Below are 15,631 nucleotides of genomic sequence, written 5' to 3'. Positions count from 1 at the left end.
CACTGCGGCTGCTTCACGCCTGCCCGACCCTCGCCAGAAATTCGAGCGCGGCTTTCTTGAACACCCGGTCGCCGACTGCCAGCATATGGTCCCGGCCGGGAATATCCAGCGCCCGCGCGTGCGGCATGAGCGTGGCGAGCTCTTGCGGCGAGCCGGCAATATCGTCCTTCGTACCCACGGCAACCAGCACCGGCACATCGATCCGCCCCACCTCCTCGATGGATAGGAGGTCGCGCGAGGTCGAGATGCAGGCCGCAAGTGCATGGCGGTCACTTTTCGTCTGGTCGGCAAAGGCACGGAACATACGGCCGCGCTCATGGGTCACCACATCGAGGGACGGCGCAGTGAGCGCGTCTGCGATCGGATCCCATTCTCCGACCCCGGTCACCATGCCGATCCCGAGCCCGCCGAGAATGAGGGAGCGGACGCGATGGGGATTGGCGAGCGTCAGAAAGGCGGAAATGCGCGCCCCCATGGAATAACCCATCAAATGCGCCTCGGCGATGCCGAGATGGTCGAGCAGCGCGATCGCGTCGCCGGCCATTGCCGCTGGGTGGTAAACGGTCGGATCATGCGGCTTGTCGCTGGCGCCATGGCCGCGATTATCGAGTGCGACCACCCGATATCCGGCATCGCCGAGCGTCTTCAGCCAACCCGGGTAGACCCAGTTTACATTGGCGGTGGAGGCAAATCCATGAATGAGAAGTATCGGATCGCCCGACGGGTCGCCCTCGTCGAAATAGGCGATGTTCAGCCCATCATGGGAAAATGTCGAAAAAGGCGGGGGATTCAAATCCATGGGAATGTCCTGTTTTTCGCCGAACCTATGATACCGGCCCGATAGGGAAAACCCCGGCGCGGCAAAAAACGCGCGGCCGCGGCATCTTTGCCGCTACACTTTTTGCACAAAGCTTTCTATGGTGCCGCCGAATTCGACTATTCTTCCAGACGACGCAAGTGGAGCATGACATGGCCGGGCACGGTATCCCTCACTTTCAGAACGACGGCGGCCACGCGGTGATCGAGATCGGCGTCAAGGAATTCATGTGTACTGGGGCCTCCGTTCCGTTTGATCACCCCCACATCTATATCGACATGGGCGACGACAACGAGAAGGTTTGTTCCTACTGTTCGACGCTGTACCGCTACAATGCCAAGCTTCATGCGGACGAGACGGTGCCGGATGGCTGCACCTTCAATGCAAAGGCTGCCTGACACGTTCCGGCGAAAGTCTTTTCCATGACGCAGGCTGGGGCGGTTGCGATCGTGGGAGCCGGCATCGCCGGCCTCACGGCAGCGTTGTGCCTTGCCCGCAAGGGCATCGCGAGCGACATCCTCGAGCAGGCTCCAGTCCTGAGCGAGACGGGCGCCGGACTGCAACTCTCCCCCAACGCCACCCGCATCCTCGGCGCACTGGGGCTGACGCCGCAGCTTGAAGAGGTGTGGTGCGAACCGGCGGAAATCCGCCTTATCCACGGGACCACGTTTCGAACGATTGCGTCGGTGCCGTCCGGATCCTTCGCCCGGCACCGCTGGAAAGCACCCTACGGCGTCCTGCACAGGGCCGACCTTCAGAAGGTCCTGCTTGCCGCGGTCGAAGCCGAGCCGCTGTGTCGCCTTCATCTTGGGTTGCGGATCGATGACGGATCAAGCGATTCCATGACGCGTGTCCTCGGCAAGGAGCCCAGCCTCGTCATCGGCGCCGACGGCGTCTGGTCCAAGATCAGGAATCATATCCAAGGATCTGGCAAAGCACGGTTTTCCGGCAATGTCGCGTGGCGATTGACGCTAAGTCAGGCAAATGCCCCAGCGATTTTCGATAAGACGACCGTGTCAGCATTTCTCGGCGCAGGTGCGCACCTCGTCGTCTACCCGCTACCGCGGCTGCACAGCTTCAATGTCGTGGCAATCACCGGCGGACAATATCCGAAGGAAGCGCCCGATCGCGTCCTCGCGCCAGACAAAGCGCGAAAACAGCTGCTAGCCGCCTTCTCCGGCTGGCATCCGGAGATTGTCAACATGCTGCGGAACGCGCCGGAGCCGACGATCTGGCCGCTCTTCGAGGTCAGCGAAGGCACATGGCGTCACGGCACAACAGTCCTGATCGGCGACGCAGCCCACGCGATGATGCCGTTTGCCGCCCAGGGCGCCGCAATGGCGATTGAAGACGCGTTCGAACTTGCGGCCTTCGTCGCTGGTGGGCAGTCCCTCGCAGCCTTTGCCGATCACAGGAAAGCTCGCGTCGCGCATGTCCGCTCCCGCGGCGCTTTCAACCGGTTCGTCTATCACGCCCGCGGCCCCGTCCGGTTCGGGCGTGATCTGGTACTGGCGCTACGGCGGCCTGAAAGCCTGGCCGCCGATTTCGACTGGCTCTATGGATACGAACCGCGCGACTGAGGATTACATGGATTTTGCCGCCGCCAGGCCGGCCTCGATATCCTTGCGGATATCCGCCACGTCCTCCAGGCCGATCTGCAGGCGAAGAACCGGACCTTCGCTGGGCGCTTTACAGACCTTACGATCAGACAAGCCGACATGGAGGGCGAGGCTTTCGAAGCCGCCCCAGGAATAACCGAGCCCGAACAGCGACAATGCATCAAGGAAGGCATGGGCCTTGGCCTTGAAGCGGTCCGGGCTATCGGTCTTCAGGACGAAGGAAAAAATACCGCTGGATCCGGCAAAATCCCGCTTCCAGAGTTCGTGCCCCGGAAAACTCGGCAGTGCCGGATGCAGCACGCGCGCAACGTCCTCGCGCTCCTCCAGCCAGCGGGCGATGTTCAACGTGCTTTCCTGATGCCTGTCGAGGCGAACGCCCATGGTGCGCAGGCCGCGCAGGATCTGGTAGCTGTCATCAGGAGAAGCGCAGATGCCGAGCGTGATATTGGCTTCCTTGAGTTGCTCCCAGTGCGCGGCATTGGCCGATACGGTTCCGAGCAGGATGTCGGAATGACCGGAGGGGTATTTGGTCGACGCGTGAATCGAGATATCGACGCCGTGGTCGAGCGGTTTGAAATAAAGCGGCGTCGCCCAGGTATTGTCCATTGTCACGACGCAGCCGTGGCGGTGGGCGACCGCCGAAATCGCGCTAATATCCTGCATTTCGAACGTATTCGAGCCCGGCGCTTCGGTGTGTACGAGCTTCGTGTTGGGCTTGATCAGGCTTTCGATGCCGGCACCGATCATCGGATCGTAGTAGTCAACACTCACTCCGAGGCGCTTCAGCATCGTGTCGCAGAAATGCCGGGTTGGGAAATAGACCGAATCGACGATCAGCGCATGGTCGCCGGCAGCGAGGAACGCCAGGAACGGAACAGTGACGGCGGCAAGCCCCGAAGGAACGAGGATGGTTCCGGCCGAGCCTTCCAGTTCGTCGATGGCCTCGCACAACGCGTCTGTGGTCGGCGTTCCGCGCGTGCCATAGGTGTATTTCTGCGCCCGGGTCTCCATGGTCCTTGCATTGGGAAAGAGGACGGTCGACGCATGCACGACAGGCGGGTTCACGAAACCATGGTAGTCCGAAGGATCGTTGCCGATGTGAGCCAGCCGCGTATTTGCACCCGCGCCGGCGAGAAAGCTCTTCTTGTCATTCATGGGAGAATCCGTCCGAGGTCTATCGTGTTGCCGCACTTGTCGACCCGCTCTCCGGATGGGTCAAGAGCCTTCGCGGCGAACGGCTATCCAATCGTTGAAAAAATCGATTCTCGTGACAAAAATCTGGATTCTGGCGGTTTTTTATACAAAAAAATGCTTTCAACAGCTAAAAATTGCCCAAACATGCGGCTCCAGCAACGATTCTCTACGTGCGACCTAGAAAAACGGCAACGTGTCCTTGACCCTGCGCGGTTTTGGGAATGAGATAGAGCACTCGCGCCAGGAGGGTGGCGGGGGCCGCGCCTTGCGCTCGACTGCGAGCTGCGGGTGTGGACAAGAACAAAGACAACAGAAAAAGGTTCTAAAAATGGCAAAAAGAATTCTGACAGCGCTTATCGGCGCTGCCGTCATGGGGCTTGGCGCTCAGGCCGCGTCGGCAACGACGCTTGGCGACGTCAAGGCAAAGGGCTTCCTGCAGTGCGGCGTCAACACCGGCCTGACCGGCTTTGCATCGCCTGACGCATCTGGCAACTGGAGCGGCTTCGACGTCGATTACTGCAAAGCCATTGCCGCAGCCATTTTCGGCGACGCCACGAAGGTGAAATACACGCCGACCTCCGCCAAGGACCGTTTCCCCGCGCTTCAGTCGGGCGAAGTCGATGTGCTTGCCCGTAACACGACCTGGACCATCAACCGCGATACGGCGCTCGGCTTCAACTTCCGCCCGGTCAACTATTATGACGGCCAGGGCTTCATGGTCCGCAAGTCGCTGAACGTCAAGTCCGCGCTTGAGCTTTCCGGCGCTGCCGTCTGCGTCCAGACCGGCACCACGACCGAGCTCAATCTTGCCGACTACTTCAAGGCCAACAACCTGCAGTACAATCCGGTTGTCTTCGAAAAGCTCGAAGAAGTGAACGCTGCCTATGACGCTGGCCGTTGCGACGTCTACACGACCGACCAGTCTGGCCTTTACTCGCTGCGTCTGACCCTGGCTGCCCCGGACGATCACATGATCCTTCCGGAAATCATTTCCAAGGAGCCGCTCGGCCCGGCCGTTCGCCAGGGTGACGACCAGTGGTTCGACATCGTCAGCTGGGTGCACTACGCGCTGATCAATGCAGAAGATTTCGGCATTACCCAGGCGAACGTCGAAGAAATGAAGAAGTCCCCGAACCCGGACATCCAGCGCTTCCTCGGCGTTGAAGCCGATACCAAGATCGGTACCGATCTCGGTCTCGAAAACGATTGGGCCGTGAAGGTCATCAAGGGTGTCGGTAACTACGGCGAAATCTTCGACCGCAACATCGGCAGCGGCAGCCCGCTCAAGATCGAACGCGGCTTGAACGCGCTGTGGAGCAAGGGCGGCATCCAGTACGCACCGCCGGTCCGCTGAGCGCGTTTGACAACGCGAGAAAGCGGCTCCGGCCGCTTTCTCTTCCAATAATAAGAATCGCTCGAAACAGGGCGAATAGGGGATAAAGAGGCTCTGAATGACAATTGACGCCACGATTCCGCCTGGCAGGGACAAGTCGACCGGTTCGGTCCTGAACGATCCCAAGGTCCGCGGTTATATCTACCAAGGCATAACGCTGCTTTTGCTCGTCGTTTTCGTCTACTGGGTTACCGATAATACGATCGAGAATCTCAAGCGTGCAAATATCGCTTCCGGTTACGGCTTCCTCAATGGCCGCGCCGGCTTCGATGTCGGCCAGTCGTTGATCGCCTTCACCAGTGATTCGACCTATGGCCGTGCGCTGGTCGTCGGCTTCTTCAACACGATCCTCGTCGCGGTGACAGGCATCATCACGGCAACGATCATCGGCTTTCTGATCGGCATCGGCCGGTTGTCGAAGAACTGGCTGATCGCCAAGCTGGCGATGATCTATGTCGAGGTTTTCCGCAACATTCCGCCGCTGCTCGTCATCTTCTTCTGGTATTCTGGCGTTCTCGCCGTCTTGCCGCAGCCGCGCGAGTCAATGGCGTTGCCGCTCAACATGTACATCAACAATCGCGGCCTTGCCTTTCCCCGGCCCATTTTCGACAGCGGTGCGCAGTTTACCTTCTACGCGCTGATCATCGCGGTCATTGCCAGCATTGCCTTTGTGCGATACGCGAACAAAAAGCAGATGGCGACAGGCAAGCGTCCACCGGTCCTTTGGATCGTGCTCGCCATGTTGATCGGCCTGCCACTCGTGACTTTCCTTGCCACCGGTATGCCGATTTCGTTCGACGTGCCGATTGCCGGCAAATTCAACCTGACGGGCGGCTCGGTGGTCGGTCCGGAATTCCTGTCGCTGTTCCTGGCCTTGTCGTTCTACACCGCGGCTTTCATCGCGGAAATCGTCCGTGCCGGTATTCGCGGTGTCAGCCACGGCCAGACCGAGGCTGCGCACGCACTCGGCATTCGCCCGGGCCTGACCACCCGCCTGGTCGTCGTGCCGCAGGCGATGCGGATCATCATCCCACCGCTGACCAGCCAATATCTCAACCTGACGAAAAACTCCTCGTTGGCTATCGCGGTCGGTTACGCCGATCTGGTTGCCGTCGGTGGCACGATTCTCAACCAGACCGGTCAGGCCGTTGAAGTCGTCAGCATCTGGATCGTCGTCTATCTGACGCTCAGCCTGTCGACATCGCTGTTCATGAACTGGTTCAACGCCAAGATGGCACTGGTGGAGAGATAAGATCATGAACGCGCCTCAAGCCAATTTCGTTCGCACCAGCATGCTGGCCCCATCGCAACCCCCGACACTGGAAAAAGGCTATATTGCCTGGTTCCGGAAGAACCTCTTCGCCACGCCCCAGGATTCGGTGCTGACGATTATTGCCATCCTGCTGCTTGCATGGTTCCTGCCGCCGATGATCAAATGGCTGTTCATCGACGCAGCCTGGACCGGTGGTGGTCGTGGAGTTTGTGCGACCGTTGCCCAGGGCGGCTCGCAGCCGGAAGGGTGGAGCGGCGCCTGCTGGGCCTTCGTCGGCGCAAAGTTCGACCAGTTCCTGTTCGGCCGATATCCGATCGAAGAGCGCTGGCGCCCAACACTGGTGGGTATCCTGTTCGTTGCCCTTCTCGTGCCGATGCTGATACCGAAAATCCCCTACAAGGGATGGAATGCCATTCTCCTGTTCGGGGCGCTTCCGGTCGTCGCCTTCTTCCTTCTGCTCGGCGGCGTCTTTGGGCTCACCTATGTTGAAACCCCGCTCTGGGGTGGCCTGATGGTCACGCTCATTCTTTCCTTCGTGGGGATCGCCGTTTCCTTGCCTTTCGGCATCGTTCTGGCGCTGGGGCGGCGATCGAAAATGCCGGTCATCCGGATGATCTGCACGATCTTCATCGAAATCGTCCGCGGCATCCCGCTGATCACCGTTCTCTTCATGGCAAGCGTGATGCTGCCACTGTTCTTGCCCCAGGGCATGACAGTCGACAAATTCCTGCGCGCACTGATCGGGGTGTCGTTCTTCGCATCCGCCTACATGGCGGAAGTGGTGCGCGGCGGTCTGCAGGCCATTCCGAAAGGACAATCCGAGGGCGCGGATTCGCTGGGGCTCGGCTACTGGCAGAAGATGCGGCTGATCATCCTGCCACAGGCGCTGAAACTGGTGATCCCGGGTATCGTCAACACCTTTATCGGGCTGTTCAAGGATACGTCGCTGGTCTCGATCATCGGCATGTTCGACCTGCTCGGCATCGTTCGCCAGAACTTCTCGGACGCCAACTGGGCATCACCCGTCACGCCACTGTCGGGCCTCGTCTTTGCGGGCTTCACTTTCTGGCTTTTCTGCTTCGGCATGTCGCGCTATTCCGGCTTCATGGAACGCCTGCTCGACAAGGGCCACAAACGATAACATAAGGGGAAAACGTCATGGCAAATGAAGCTTTGGCATCGAAACTGACCGTCTCGTCCACGGACGTCGCTATTGAAATCGTCGGCATGAACAAGTGGTACGGGGATTTCCACGTTCTGCGCGACATCAATCTCAAGGTCATGCGCGGCGAGCGCATCGTCATCGCCGGCCCGTCAGGTTCCGGCAAATCGACGATGATCCGCTGCATCAACCGGCTGGAAGAACACCAGAAGGGCAAGATCGTCGTCGACGGCATCGAATTGACGAATGATCTCAAGAAGATCGACGAAGTGCGGCGCGAAGTCGGCATGGTGTTCCAGCACTTCAACCTCTTCCCGCATCTGACGATCCTGGAAAACTGCACCCTGGCGCCGATCTGGGTGCGCAAGATGCCGAAGAAGCAGGCGGAAGAAGTCGCCATGCACTTCCTCAAGCGCGTCAAGATCCCGGAACAGGCCAACAAATATCCGGGTCAGCTCTCCGGTGGCCAGCAGCAGCGTGTGGCGATTGCCCGATCGCTGTGCATGAACCCGCGCGTCATGCTGTTCGACGAGCCAACCTCGGCGCTCGATCCGGAAATGATCAAGGAAGTGCTCGACACCATGGTCGGTCTCGCTGAGGAAGGCATGACCATGCTGTGCGTCACCCACGAAATGGGTTTCGCCCGCCAGGTCGCCAACCGCGTGATCTTCATGGACCAGGGCCAGATCGTCGAGCAGAACTCGCCGGCCGAGTTCTTCGACAATCCGCAGCACGAGCGCACCAAGCTCTTCCTCAGCCAGATCCTGCACTAGCTGGGTCTGTCGCGATCCAGAAACACCACAGCAGAAAGCCCGCGACGACCGTCGCGGGCTTTCTCGCTTGAATGCGCGCAATCCTATTCTATCGTGTATTTCAGCGTTCCGAGCGACCAGCGCAGGCCGCGATTTTCGGTGTCGCCCGTCCAGGTCTTTCCAAGCTTGGCGACGATCTCGCTCAGGCGTTTTCGCGCATCGAGTTCGGTATTGAGCCCCTGCGCTGCGGGCGCGACATCCTGCAGATCCAGATCGTCGCCGACGACGATGGCAACCAGCATGTTCTCGCCGCTGCCATCCGCCTCGAAATCGAAGCCGTAATAGTCGTCAGGGATGGTCAGCGTCGAGCCGGCCGAGAGCGGCGTTGTCTTCTGCGCCATCTCATTCGGGAAAATCTGCGTCGCAACGCCCTTGCCGTTCACGTCCAGCAATATCAGATGGCCGTCATATTTGCTCGTGACGGAAATCTTGAAGGGCTGGCCGTTTTTTAGCGCGGAACCGGTATCGAGCGAGATCGTCACATCGCCCGTATCCGCCTTGCCGATGATATCGCCGATGGCCGTCACCGGATTTGCATCGACGTAAGCCGTCGCTGCTGCGGCGTCGACCTTCGTCTCCTGGTATATGGGCTCCGGTTTGCCCTGTTGCTGGTCCGTCGCCGTTGCAGTCTGTTCCGTCCTGTACGGTTCCGGCTTGGCAACACTCGTTCCAAGCACACCTGGCACGCTCTCCAACTGCGGGTCGAGATTATCGCAGTTTTCCTGGGCCGAACAATATTCCTTGGATTTTGTTGTCACATACTGGAAGAGCTCGGCATTGCTCACCAGACCGTTGGCGTTTCCGTCGGATTCCGAAGGCTTGTAGCCGGCTACATAAGCCGAGGTAAAAACACCGTGGCGGTCCTCGATCGGCAAGCGCACGTCGTCCCAGGCGACCTGATAGGGAGCAGCGGCACTCCAGGCGGTGACCCCAGCCGCCGTCAGTTCTGCAGGCTTGTCGACGACACCCAGATCGATGCGCAGGCCGCGCGTCACCTTGTCCTTCGATGCCTGGGCGAAGGGTCGTGGCAGGTAGCGTGCACCGCTCATTCCCGATAGCTTTTCGGCCGAGAGAGCGCGAGAGATCGTGCCGGAATGGCAGGCGTCGATCACCAGCGTCACCGCCCTGCCCTTCATCTTTTCCAAGAGCGCCTCGAGATCGTCGTCGAGGACGACATTCGCCCAGTCCGCTTCGCCGGCCTTGATATCGTAGGTGGACAGCGCCTCGTCCATCCCGTCCTCTTCGTCGTTGCTGGCGTCCTTCACCTGCAGGCCATGCCCGGAGAAGTAGAAATAAATCCGGTCACCCGGTACAGTTCCGGCAATCAGCCACTCATCGAACGAGGACAGGATCGCCTCACGGCTGGCCTTGTCGTCGGTCAAGACGCGAATGGCTTGCGGCTTGAAGGACAGCGTCCCGGTCAACAGACCCTCGATCGCCTTCACGTCGTTCTTCGGCCCATGGAGATACATGTCCTCCGGCAGGTTTTCATAGGTACCGATGCCGACCAGCAGTGCCCGGTCCTCCGCCTTTGCCGCAGGCGCTTGCGCCAACAGCAACGATGCACCGAGCAATCCTGCGACAGTTCGTAGCGCGGCCATCAGAGTTTTTCCCGGGTGTAGAGCGGCTGGATCGAGACGCTCGTATCGGTGCCGTCAATCCGCGTCATCAGCAGTTGCAGCAGTGTCGAGGCATCGACATTCTTGCTCGCCAGCGCAGCGCCGATGGCATCGATCGGCTCATTGGTTGAAATGGCGACGAGATGATCGGCGCCGAAAGGTTCGACCACCTGCAGGTCGGTCAGCTTGAACTCGTGGCTTTCAGTCCCCTCCGCCTGCACGTCCAGCAATTGTACCTCGCCGGTATTGGCGAGGTTGAAGACGATCATGTTCTTGTATCCGGACGCGGGTGCGTCGAATGCCAGGCGGTCGCCGGCCGCATAGATATCCCTTTGCGGTGTCAACGACACCTTGCCGGGGTTCTGGCTCGCCATTGCTTTCAGAAAATCAAGCAGAATGAACTTGTTGACAACGAGCTGGATATTGCCTTCGTTGACGTTCTCACCGGCCACGTCCCCATTCGGGGTATAGAAGACGCCGCTCGCCGCGTCCCAGCGGTAGGGCACGCCGCTGCCGCCGGTACTTTCCAGGACCGTCTGCGAGCCGCTGACCGTCAGCGCCAACTTACCGTCCCAGCCCGTTTCCCTCACAGGCTTATTCGTTTTCGGTTTCTGAGCGCTTGGATCGGCCGCTGCCGCTACGCTGCGGGTCAGCGGCATGACCACCTCGTCCTCGGAGCGCGGCACCTGTGGCGTGAAGTTCGGGATCTGCAAGGCCTCGGACTGGTGCTTCACATTGGCAAAGACATAGTCCTCCAGTTCGATCCGGGAGATGCGGCCATCCTGATTGCGATCGGCCGATCCCTCGACCGCGCGGGCAAAGCTCCAGCTCAGGGCCCCGCGGGCCTCGCCGCCGATGATCACTTCGGGCGACGGCTGGCTTTCCAGAGAAGCGGCAAGCACCGTCACCTGGCGGAACTGCGCCTCCTTAACCTGAGCGCCCGAGACCGCCTCCTGCGAAGGCGGCGATAATTTGACGGTGACCGCTTGGGCAAGCCGCGTCTTGCCGGAAAAGGCGCGGCTCATTCCGCCGGAATGACAGCTGTCGGAAACAAACAGGACATGGACGCCCTTGGCCTCGGCTTCCGAAAACCAGGCGTTCAGTTCGTTGTCGACGATGATCTCGTGATCGGTCTCCACCGGGCGATTGCGGTCGAAGCCCGGCAATTGCAGGAATTCGTCGAGGCCATCCGCTTCATCACCGGCGACGAGCTCCGGCATCTGCGCCCCGTGGCCGGCATAAGTGAAGATGATCGTATCGCCCTCGCCCGCCGCATCGACAAAGCCCGTCCATGCAGCTCGGATATCATCCTTGCGCGCGGCCGCATCGAAAAAAGTCGCCATTTGGTCTGTGCCCGCCCTACGCAGGGCGCCTTCGACGTCAGTCGCATCCTTCACTGCGCCATCAAGGCTCACCTCATAGGGGTAGGCATCGACACCGACCACCAGGGCGTAGGTTTTCGCATAAGCGACGCCAAGCGGCGCGGCGGAGACCAACAGGGAAAGCAGCAGGGCACGCAGCATCACTCAGTTCTCCACATCGACTTCGACGCGCCGGTGCATCTGGTTGAGCGTTTCCTCGTCATAGGCGCTGGCATCGTCCGCCTTGAAGGGCTCGTCCTCGCCCTTGCCCACGGTTTTCCATTCTCCGGCATAACCTTCGGCGGCGAGGTATTGCCCCAACGCCTCGGCGCGCGAAAGCGACAGCGCGCGGTTGGCCTCGGCACTCCCAATCGGATCCGTGTGACCGATCAGAGTAATCGCCTTCGGTTTCACGGACTTGAGGCACTCGGAAAGGTCCCTGGCCGATTCCAGCCCCTGCGGCGTAAACTCAGCGGTGCCGAAAACGTATCGCACCGGTGTCGATTTCTTCTTCAGCGATACGCCGCGATAGCTGATCTTGCAGCCGCCGCGCATGGCAAGTTTCACCGGCCGCGGCGCCGCTAGCCGCATTTCGGTCGCCATACGATCGAGCCGGGCAATGTATTTTGCGTCCGGGGCCATCCAGCCGGGCGTCAGCACCTCGTTCGAGGCGTCCTCCAGCGCCAGCTGGTAGTAGCGCGCTGCGGCCTCATAGTTCCTGCGATCGCGGTTGATGTCGCCGAGCGCATCCAAGACCTGCCAGGGTGCGGCGTTGCTCGTGCGGATCGTTTCGAGTTCCGGCTCGAAATCAGCGAGATTGGCGCCCTGCCCCACGGCACCGACGATCCGGTTGAACGATGCGAGCGCCGCCACGCGGTTGATCATCGCCTTGTCATCCGCCGTGCAATCCGGCGCCCGGCCGCCGGCAATCTGCTTGGCCAGGGCCTCGTTTCCGGCATTGGTCGCCTCGGCAACCTGCGTCAGCGCATCGCAAGCCGCACAGGCCGGGCCAGCGGCGAACAATGCCAATAGCGATGTCACAACCACGATCTTCATGGCGCCGTCTTCTCCATGCCATTCCCTGTTGTTCGAACATCGCCCGGCCACCGGCGGCGACCGGGCGATCTGTCATTGCTTGATTTCGAACGTCACGACCTGCAGGCCGCTTGCGCCCTTGTCGTCTTCGGCCTTCTTTGCGAGGTTGATCGCGAGCCCGCGCGTCGGCGGCAGATGCGATTCTGCTACCAGTTGGCGTGCCCGTTCCACTGTGAGCTTCTGGTCGCCAAGGCCGCCTTCACGGCAATAGGCGATCATCGTCTCGGCCGGTGCCGGCGTGTCGAAGGTGAGATTGCCGGTACCCGGCTGCGGTATGAGGCGCTTCTCGCCGGCCTGCAAGGTCGTGTTGCCGATCATCGCATCGGGTATGACCTCGACATTGCCGGTCTCCTCGACATAGAGCACCTGCAGTTCGCAGGCCTTGTTGGAGCTCAGCTCGAACGAGAGCTGATCGCCGACCTTGGCCGTCGTCGAAGCGACCTGGAGTGCGAGCTCCAGTTTGCCTTCGGCAGGCTTCTCCTGGCGATAGGCCGGTGTCGCCTGCGCAATCGTCTCCGCTTTGACGGGTGTCTGCTGGGCCGTCTGACCGGCGACCTCCTGGGTCTGGGCCGCCGCCGTAACCTTGACCGTCGTCGTATCGAGCGCTTTCAGCTGCATCAGCGGCGACAGAAGCAGCGGGAATTGCTGCTCGACCTCGGCGCGCGGGATCGTGCCGCCCGCCTCCAGCGTCGTGACCCAATCGAGCCCCAGCCGCAGGACATCGGCATCCTCGACCCGCTTGATCGTCGCGGAGAACTCGTCCGGCTTCATGTCGAATTCCGCCGCCAGAGCTTCGAAGTCGAGTTCGTCCTCATATTTGTCGCCGAAATAGGTGACGAGTTCCGCGTTCCCCGGCGCCAGCATGCTTTGCGCGCTGCCGTCCGGCGTCGGCTCGGTCACGCCAAGCTTCACGAGAGCCTCGACGAAACGCTGCCGGTCCTTGTTATAGGCGGCGTCGAGTTCTTCCTGCGGCACGTACATGTCGAGCAGGATCGCCTGCTGATCCTTGCTGAACAGCGTCGAGGTCTCGATATGCTCGCGCAGCTGGTCGCGTTTCGACAGGATGCCGTTGGCATGGCAATCGAAGCAGGATCGGGCGTTGGTGATCTCGACCCCCTTGCCGATCGGCCGCTCGCGGAACGAGACGATGCTGGTCGGGCCGACATCGAGCTGCTTTCCCTCCGCGTTCGACAGGTAGTATCCCTGCAAGCCGTTGGGTAGCGAAAAGATCATTTCGCCGCCGTCATGCTGGAAGGAGGTCAGGCCGGCGTCGAGCGGTTCGATCTCCTTCGGGCCGTGCGGGAAGCGCTTCAGTACCTGCTTGCCGACATCGCCGCCGAAATCATAGGATTTCCAATAGTAGCCGCCGAACGGCATATCGTGGCGCTCAAGCATCCGGTTGTGATCCGACACCCCGGACGAACCATCGGCAAAGCCTGCCCTGAGCACCCGACGGCGGCGGATGTTTTCATCCACGTCAATCTGGAAACGCTTCTCGAGTTCCCGGATCTGGGTCGGCAGTTTCATCAGCTGATTGTAGATCTTGGGTTTGGCGGCATTGGCCATGAACCAGTCAATGCGCATGATCGGCAGAACCGTATCCGTCTCCTTGGTCAAGGCCAGCAGCGAGGCGTCGCTCGCCGGGTCGACGCCATAGAAGTATTGCGAGATCAGGAAGTTATAGTCCTCGGCCGACCATTGCAGGTCGCGAAGGTCGACGCGCACCATCAAGCCGTTCGTCCCCTCGACTTCCTGCGGCAGCACCAGCTTCGGGCCATAGGACAGCGAGTTCAGGAGCTTCTTGAAGCCGCCGGCCAGCACGTCCATGCGCTTCATGAAGGTCTTGTCCGCCTCGCAGCCCATCATGCCGTTGTACTGGTTGCGATAGGAGAAGTAGCGCATGAATTTCCGGTCGAGTTCCCCGACCGTGGAAATGTCCTTCAATCCGGCTTCGATGAAATCGCGGTAGGAGAGCATCGGCCTGGTACGGTCCGGTTTCGTCGCCGCCGTTTGCGGCAGGTTCGACTGGTTGAGCGAATTGATCCAGTCTTCGAGGCTTTTCACCTCCTCGGCGGTCGGGCGCTTGCCAAGCGGCATGCGGCCACTGGTGACGGACGTGAACAGCCGGGACTTCGAGGCGTCGCCGGGAACCACGAAGGCGGCGTCGGCGGCGATCGATTTCAGGTCGCCGGCCGAATAGCTGCCTTGCGAACTTTCGCCCGGCCCATGGCAATTGCGGCAATATTTGCCGATGAAGGCATCGGCCTGCACCGCAAGGGCTGCATTGTCGCCGGAGAGCGCCGATTCCGGCGTGCTTTCCTTGCAGACCGCTGTCGTCGATTGTGCGACCGGCTCCGGCGGCTTGACCTCGCGGTCGGACAGGAAGGCATAGATTGCCGTCCTGTCCTTCTCCGTCAGCACCGAAAGCCCGTGCGCGATCTCGCGCATGACGGGATCCGTCAGCGGCGAACCGGACAGTTTCTTGCCTTCGTCGATCAGGCCGACGGTGAAGACCTCGGGAGAGGCAAGGCCTGCCATGCGCGCCTTGGTGATATCGGGCGCGACCGCACCAGTCAGGCCTTTCTCGCCGGCATAGGCGTTCTCGACATCGAGGCCGTAGGTGGTGGTGCGCGGCGTATGGCAATCGCCACAGCCGCCGACGTTCTCGACGAGATAGCGGCCGCGCTCCAGCTGCGTTTCTTCACGCGACTGGTATTCGGGAACGTTGAAATGGCTGCGCTTCCACAGCGTGATCGTCGTCTGACGGCTATAGGGGAAGGCGATCTCATGCTCCTTCGACACGGCGTCGGATTGGACCAGCGTGTCGATATAGGCCTTGATGTCGAGAACGTCCTCCGGCTTCATGCCGCCATAGGACGTATAGGGCATGACCGGGTAGAGATGGTTGCCGTCACGGTCGATGCCCTGCATCACCGCGTTGAGGAACTGCGCATTGGTCCAGCCACCGATGCCGTTGGTGTGCGGTGAAATGTTGGGCGCATAGAACTTGCCGATCGCCGTATCCATCTCCATCCCACCGGAAAGCAATTGGGTATTGCTGCCGGATCCGTGGCAGGCGCCGCAACCCGCGGCGTTGAACAGATATTTGCCGTTGTCGACATTGGCCTTGTAGGTCGCATAGGCATCGTCGGCAAAAGCATCGCGTGCGGAGGCTGTCCCGGGACAGTGGGCAATCGCCAGCACGGCAGCCGCCATCGCCAGCACAGGCCGCGGCAGGCTGCGGATGATATTCCCGGACAGTTGATCGAACATGCGCATGGCTTGT

General features: G+C 60.7%; 12 protein-coding genes. 6 read left to right on the top strand and 6 right to left on the bottom strand.

What is annotated here, in order from left to right; genetic code table 11:
* Positions 1-13 precede the first annotated feature (13 nt).
* Positions 14-799, bottom strand: a complete 786-nt coding sequence (locus JNB71_RS00715; RefSeq protein ID WP_220369959.1) for an alpha/beta fold hydrolase — start codon at positions 797-799, stop codon at positions 14-16.
* A gap of 170 nt (positions 800-969) precedes the next feature.
* Here JNB71_RS00715 and JNB71_RS00710 point away from each other — a divergent pair, with 170 nt between their 5' ends.
* Both JNB71_RS00710 and JNB71_RS00705 read left to right on the top strand, forming a co-directional pair.
* Positions 970-1,215, top strand: a complete 246-nt coding sequence (locus tag JNB71_RS00710; protein ID WP_220369958.1) for a zinc-finger domain-containing protein — start codon at positions 970-972, stop codon at positions 1,213-1,215.
* 24 nt (positions 1,216-1,239) lie between these two features.
* On the top strand, positions 1,240-2,397 hold the full coding sequence (locus JNB71_RS00705; protein ID WP_220369957.1) for an FAD-dependent monooxygenase: 1,158 nt from the start codon (positions 1,240-1,242) through the stop codon (positions 2,395-2,397).
* A 3-nt stretch (positions 2,398-2,400) separates the two neighbouring features.
* On the opposite strand, the gene JNB71_RS00700 is transcribed toward JNB71_RS00705, so the two are convergent.
* Positions 2,401-3,591, bottom strand: a complete 1,191-nt coding sequence (locus JNB71_RS00700) for a cystathionine beta-lyase (RefSeq protein ID WP_220369956.1) — start codon at positions 3,589-3,591, stop codon at positions 2,401-2,403.
* A gap of 367 nt (positions 3,592-3,958) precedes the next feature.
* Here JNB71_RS00700 and JNB71_RS00695 point away from each other — a divergent pair, with 367 nt between their 5' ends.
* The 4 genes from JNB71_RS00695 (at position 3,959) to JNB71_RS00680 (ending at position 8,231) form a co-directional block, all read left to right on the top strand.
* Positions 3,959-4,984 (top strand): amino acid ABC transporter substrate-binding protein, encoded by a 1,026-nt coding sequence (locus JNB71_RS00695; protein WP_220369955.1) that lies wholly within the window; start codon positions 3,959-3,961, stop codon positions 4,982-4,984.
* Between the two features lie 97 nt (positions 4,985-5,081).
* Positions 5,082-6,275 carry an amino acid ABC transporter permease gene (locus JNB71_RS00690; protein WP_220369954.1) on the top strand — a complete coding sequence of 398 codons (1,194 nt, stop codon included), beginning with the start codon at positions 5,082-5,084 and terminating at the stop codon, positions 6,273-6,275.
* A 4-nt stretch (positions 6,276-6,279) separates the two neighbouring features.
* Positions 6,280-7,437 carry an amino acid ABC transporter permease gene (locus tag JNB71_RS00685; RefSeq protein WP_220369953.1) on the top strand — a complete coding sequence of 386 codons (1,158 nt, stop codon included), beginning with the start codon at positions 6,280-6,282 and terminating at the stop codon, positions 7,435-7,437.
* A gap of 17 nt (positions 7,438-7,454) precedes the next feature.
* The gene (locus JNB71_RS00680; RefSeq protein ID WP_018325183.1) at positions 7,455-8,231 is read left to right on the top strand and encodes an amino acid ABC transporter ATP-binding protein; all 777 of its coding nucleotides are present in this window, start codon (positions 7,455-7,457) and stop codon (positions 8,229-8,231) included.
* Positions 8,232-8,314: 83 nt separating this feature from the next.
* Here JNB71_RS00680 and JNB71_RS00675 read toward each other — a convergent pair whose 3' ends face one another.
* From JNB71_RS00675 to JNB71_RS00660, 4 genes are all read right to left on the bottom strand, one after another.
* The gene (locus JNB71_RS00675; protein ID WP_220369952.1) at positions 8,315-9,871 is read right to left on the bottom strand and encodes a caspase family protein; all 1,557 of its coding nucleotides are present in this window, start codon (positions 9,869-9,871) and stop codon (positions 8,315-8,317) included.
* Positions 9,871-11,412: a caspase family protein gene (locus tag JNB71_RS00670; protein ID WP_220369951.1), complete on the bottom strand. Its 1,542-nt coding sequence runs from the start codon at positions 11,410-11,412 to the stop codon at positions 9,871-9,873. The genes JNB71_RS00675 and JNB71_RS00670 overlap by 1 nt, the downstream gene beginning before the upstream one ends.
* Before the next feature lie 3 nt (positions 11,413-11,415).
* Positions 11,416-12,306, bottom strand: coding sequence for an OmpA family protein (locus JNB71_RS00665; RefSeq protein WP_220369950.1), 891 nt, complete (start codon positions 12,304-12,306; stop codon positions 11,416-11,418).
* Positions 12,307-12,378: 72 nt separating this feature from the next.
* Positions 12,379-15,624 (bottom strand): c-type cytochrome, encoded by a 3,246-nt coding sequence (locus tag JNB71_RS00660; protein ID WP_220369949.1) that lies wholly within the window; start codon positions 15,622-15,624, stop codon positions 12,379-12,381.
* Positions 15,625-15,631 lie beyond the last annotated feature (7 nt).

Origin of the sequence: Rhizobium herbae (genome assembly GCF_019511375.1) — a bacterium.
GTDB lineage: Bacteria > Pseudomonadota > Alphaproteobacteria > Rhizobiales > Rhizobiaceae > Pararhizobium > Pararhizobium herbae_A.
This window is presented reverse-complemented; position numbering and strand designations above follow the sequence as displayed.

What these genes read in the sequence shown, in the direction of transcription:
- JNB71_RS00715 (WP_220369959.1), bottom strand. Translation starts at nt 799, where the DNA reads ATGGATTTGAATCCCCCGCCTTTTTCGACATTTTCCCATGATGGGCTG.
- JNB71_RS00710 (WP_220369958.1), top strand. Translation starts at nt 970, where the DNA reads ATGGCCGGGCACGGTATCCCTCACTTTCAGAACGACGGCGGCCACGCG.
- JNB71_RS00705 (WP_220369957.1), top strand. Translation starts at nt 1,240, where the DNA reads ATGACGCAGGCTGGGGCGGTTGCGATCGTGGGAGCCGGCATCGCCGGC.
- JNB71_RS00700 (WP_220369956.1), bottom strand. Translation starts at nt 3,591, where the DNA reads ATGAATGACAAGAAGAGCTTTCTCGCCGGCGCGGGTGCAAATACGCGG.
- JNB71_RS00695 (WP_220369955.1), top strand. Translation starts at nt 3,959, where the DNA reads ATGGCAAAAAGAATTCTGACAGCGCTTATCGGCGCTGCCGTCATGGGG.
- JNB71_RS00690 (WP_220369954.1), top strand. Translation starts at nt 5,082, where the DNA reads ATGACAATTGACGCCACGATTCCGCCTGGCAGGGACAAGTCGACCGGT.
- JNB71_RS00685 (WP_220369953.1), top strand. Translation starts at nt 6,280, where the DNA reads ATGAACGCGCCTCAAGCCAATTTCGTTCGCACCAGCATGCTGGCCCCA.
- JNB71_RS00680 (WP_018325183.1), top strand. Translation starts at nt 7,455, where the DNA reads ATGGCAAATGAAGCTTTGGCATCGAAACTGACCGTCTCGTCCACGGAC.
- JNB71_RS00675 (WP_220369952.1), bottom strand. Translation starts at nt 9,871, where the DNA reads ATGGCCGCGCTACGAACTGTCGCAGGATTGCTCGGTGCATCGTTGCTG.
- JNB71_RS00670 (WP_220369951.1), bottom strand. Translation starts at nt 11,412, where the DNA reads ATGCTGCGTGCCCTGCTGCTTTCCCTGTTGGTCTCCGCCGCGCCGCTT.
- JNB71_RS00665 (WP_220369950.1), bottom strand. Translation starts at nt 12,306, where the DNA reads ATGAAGATCGTGGTTGTGACATCGCTATTGGCATTGTTCGCCGCTGGC.
- JNB71_RS00660 (WP_220369949.1), bottom strand. Translation starts at nt 15,624, where the DNA reads ATGCGCATGTTCGATCAACTGTCCGGGAATATCATCCGCAGCCTGCCG.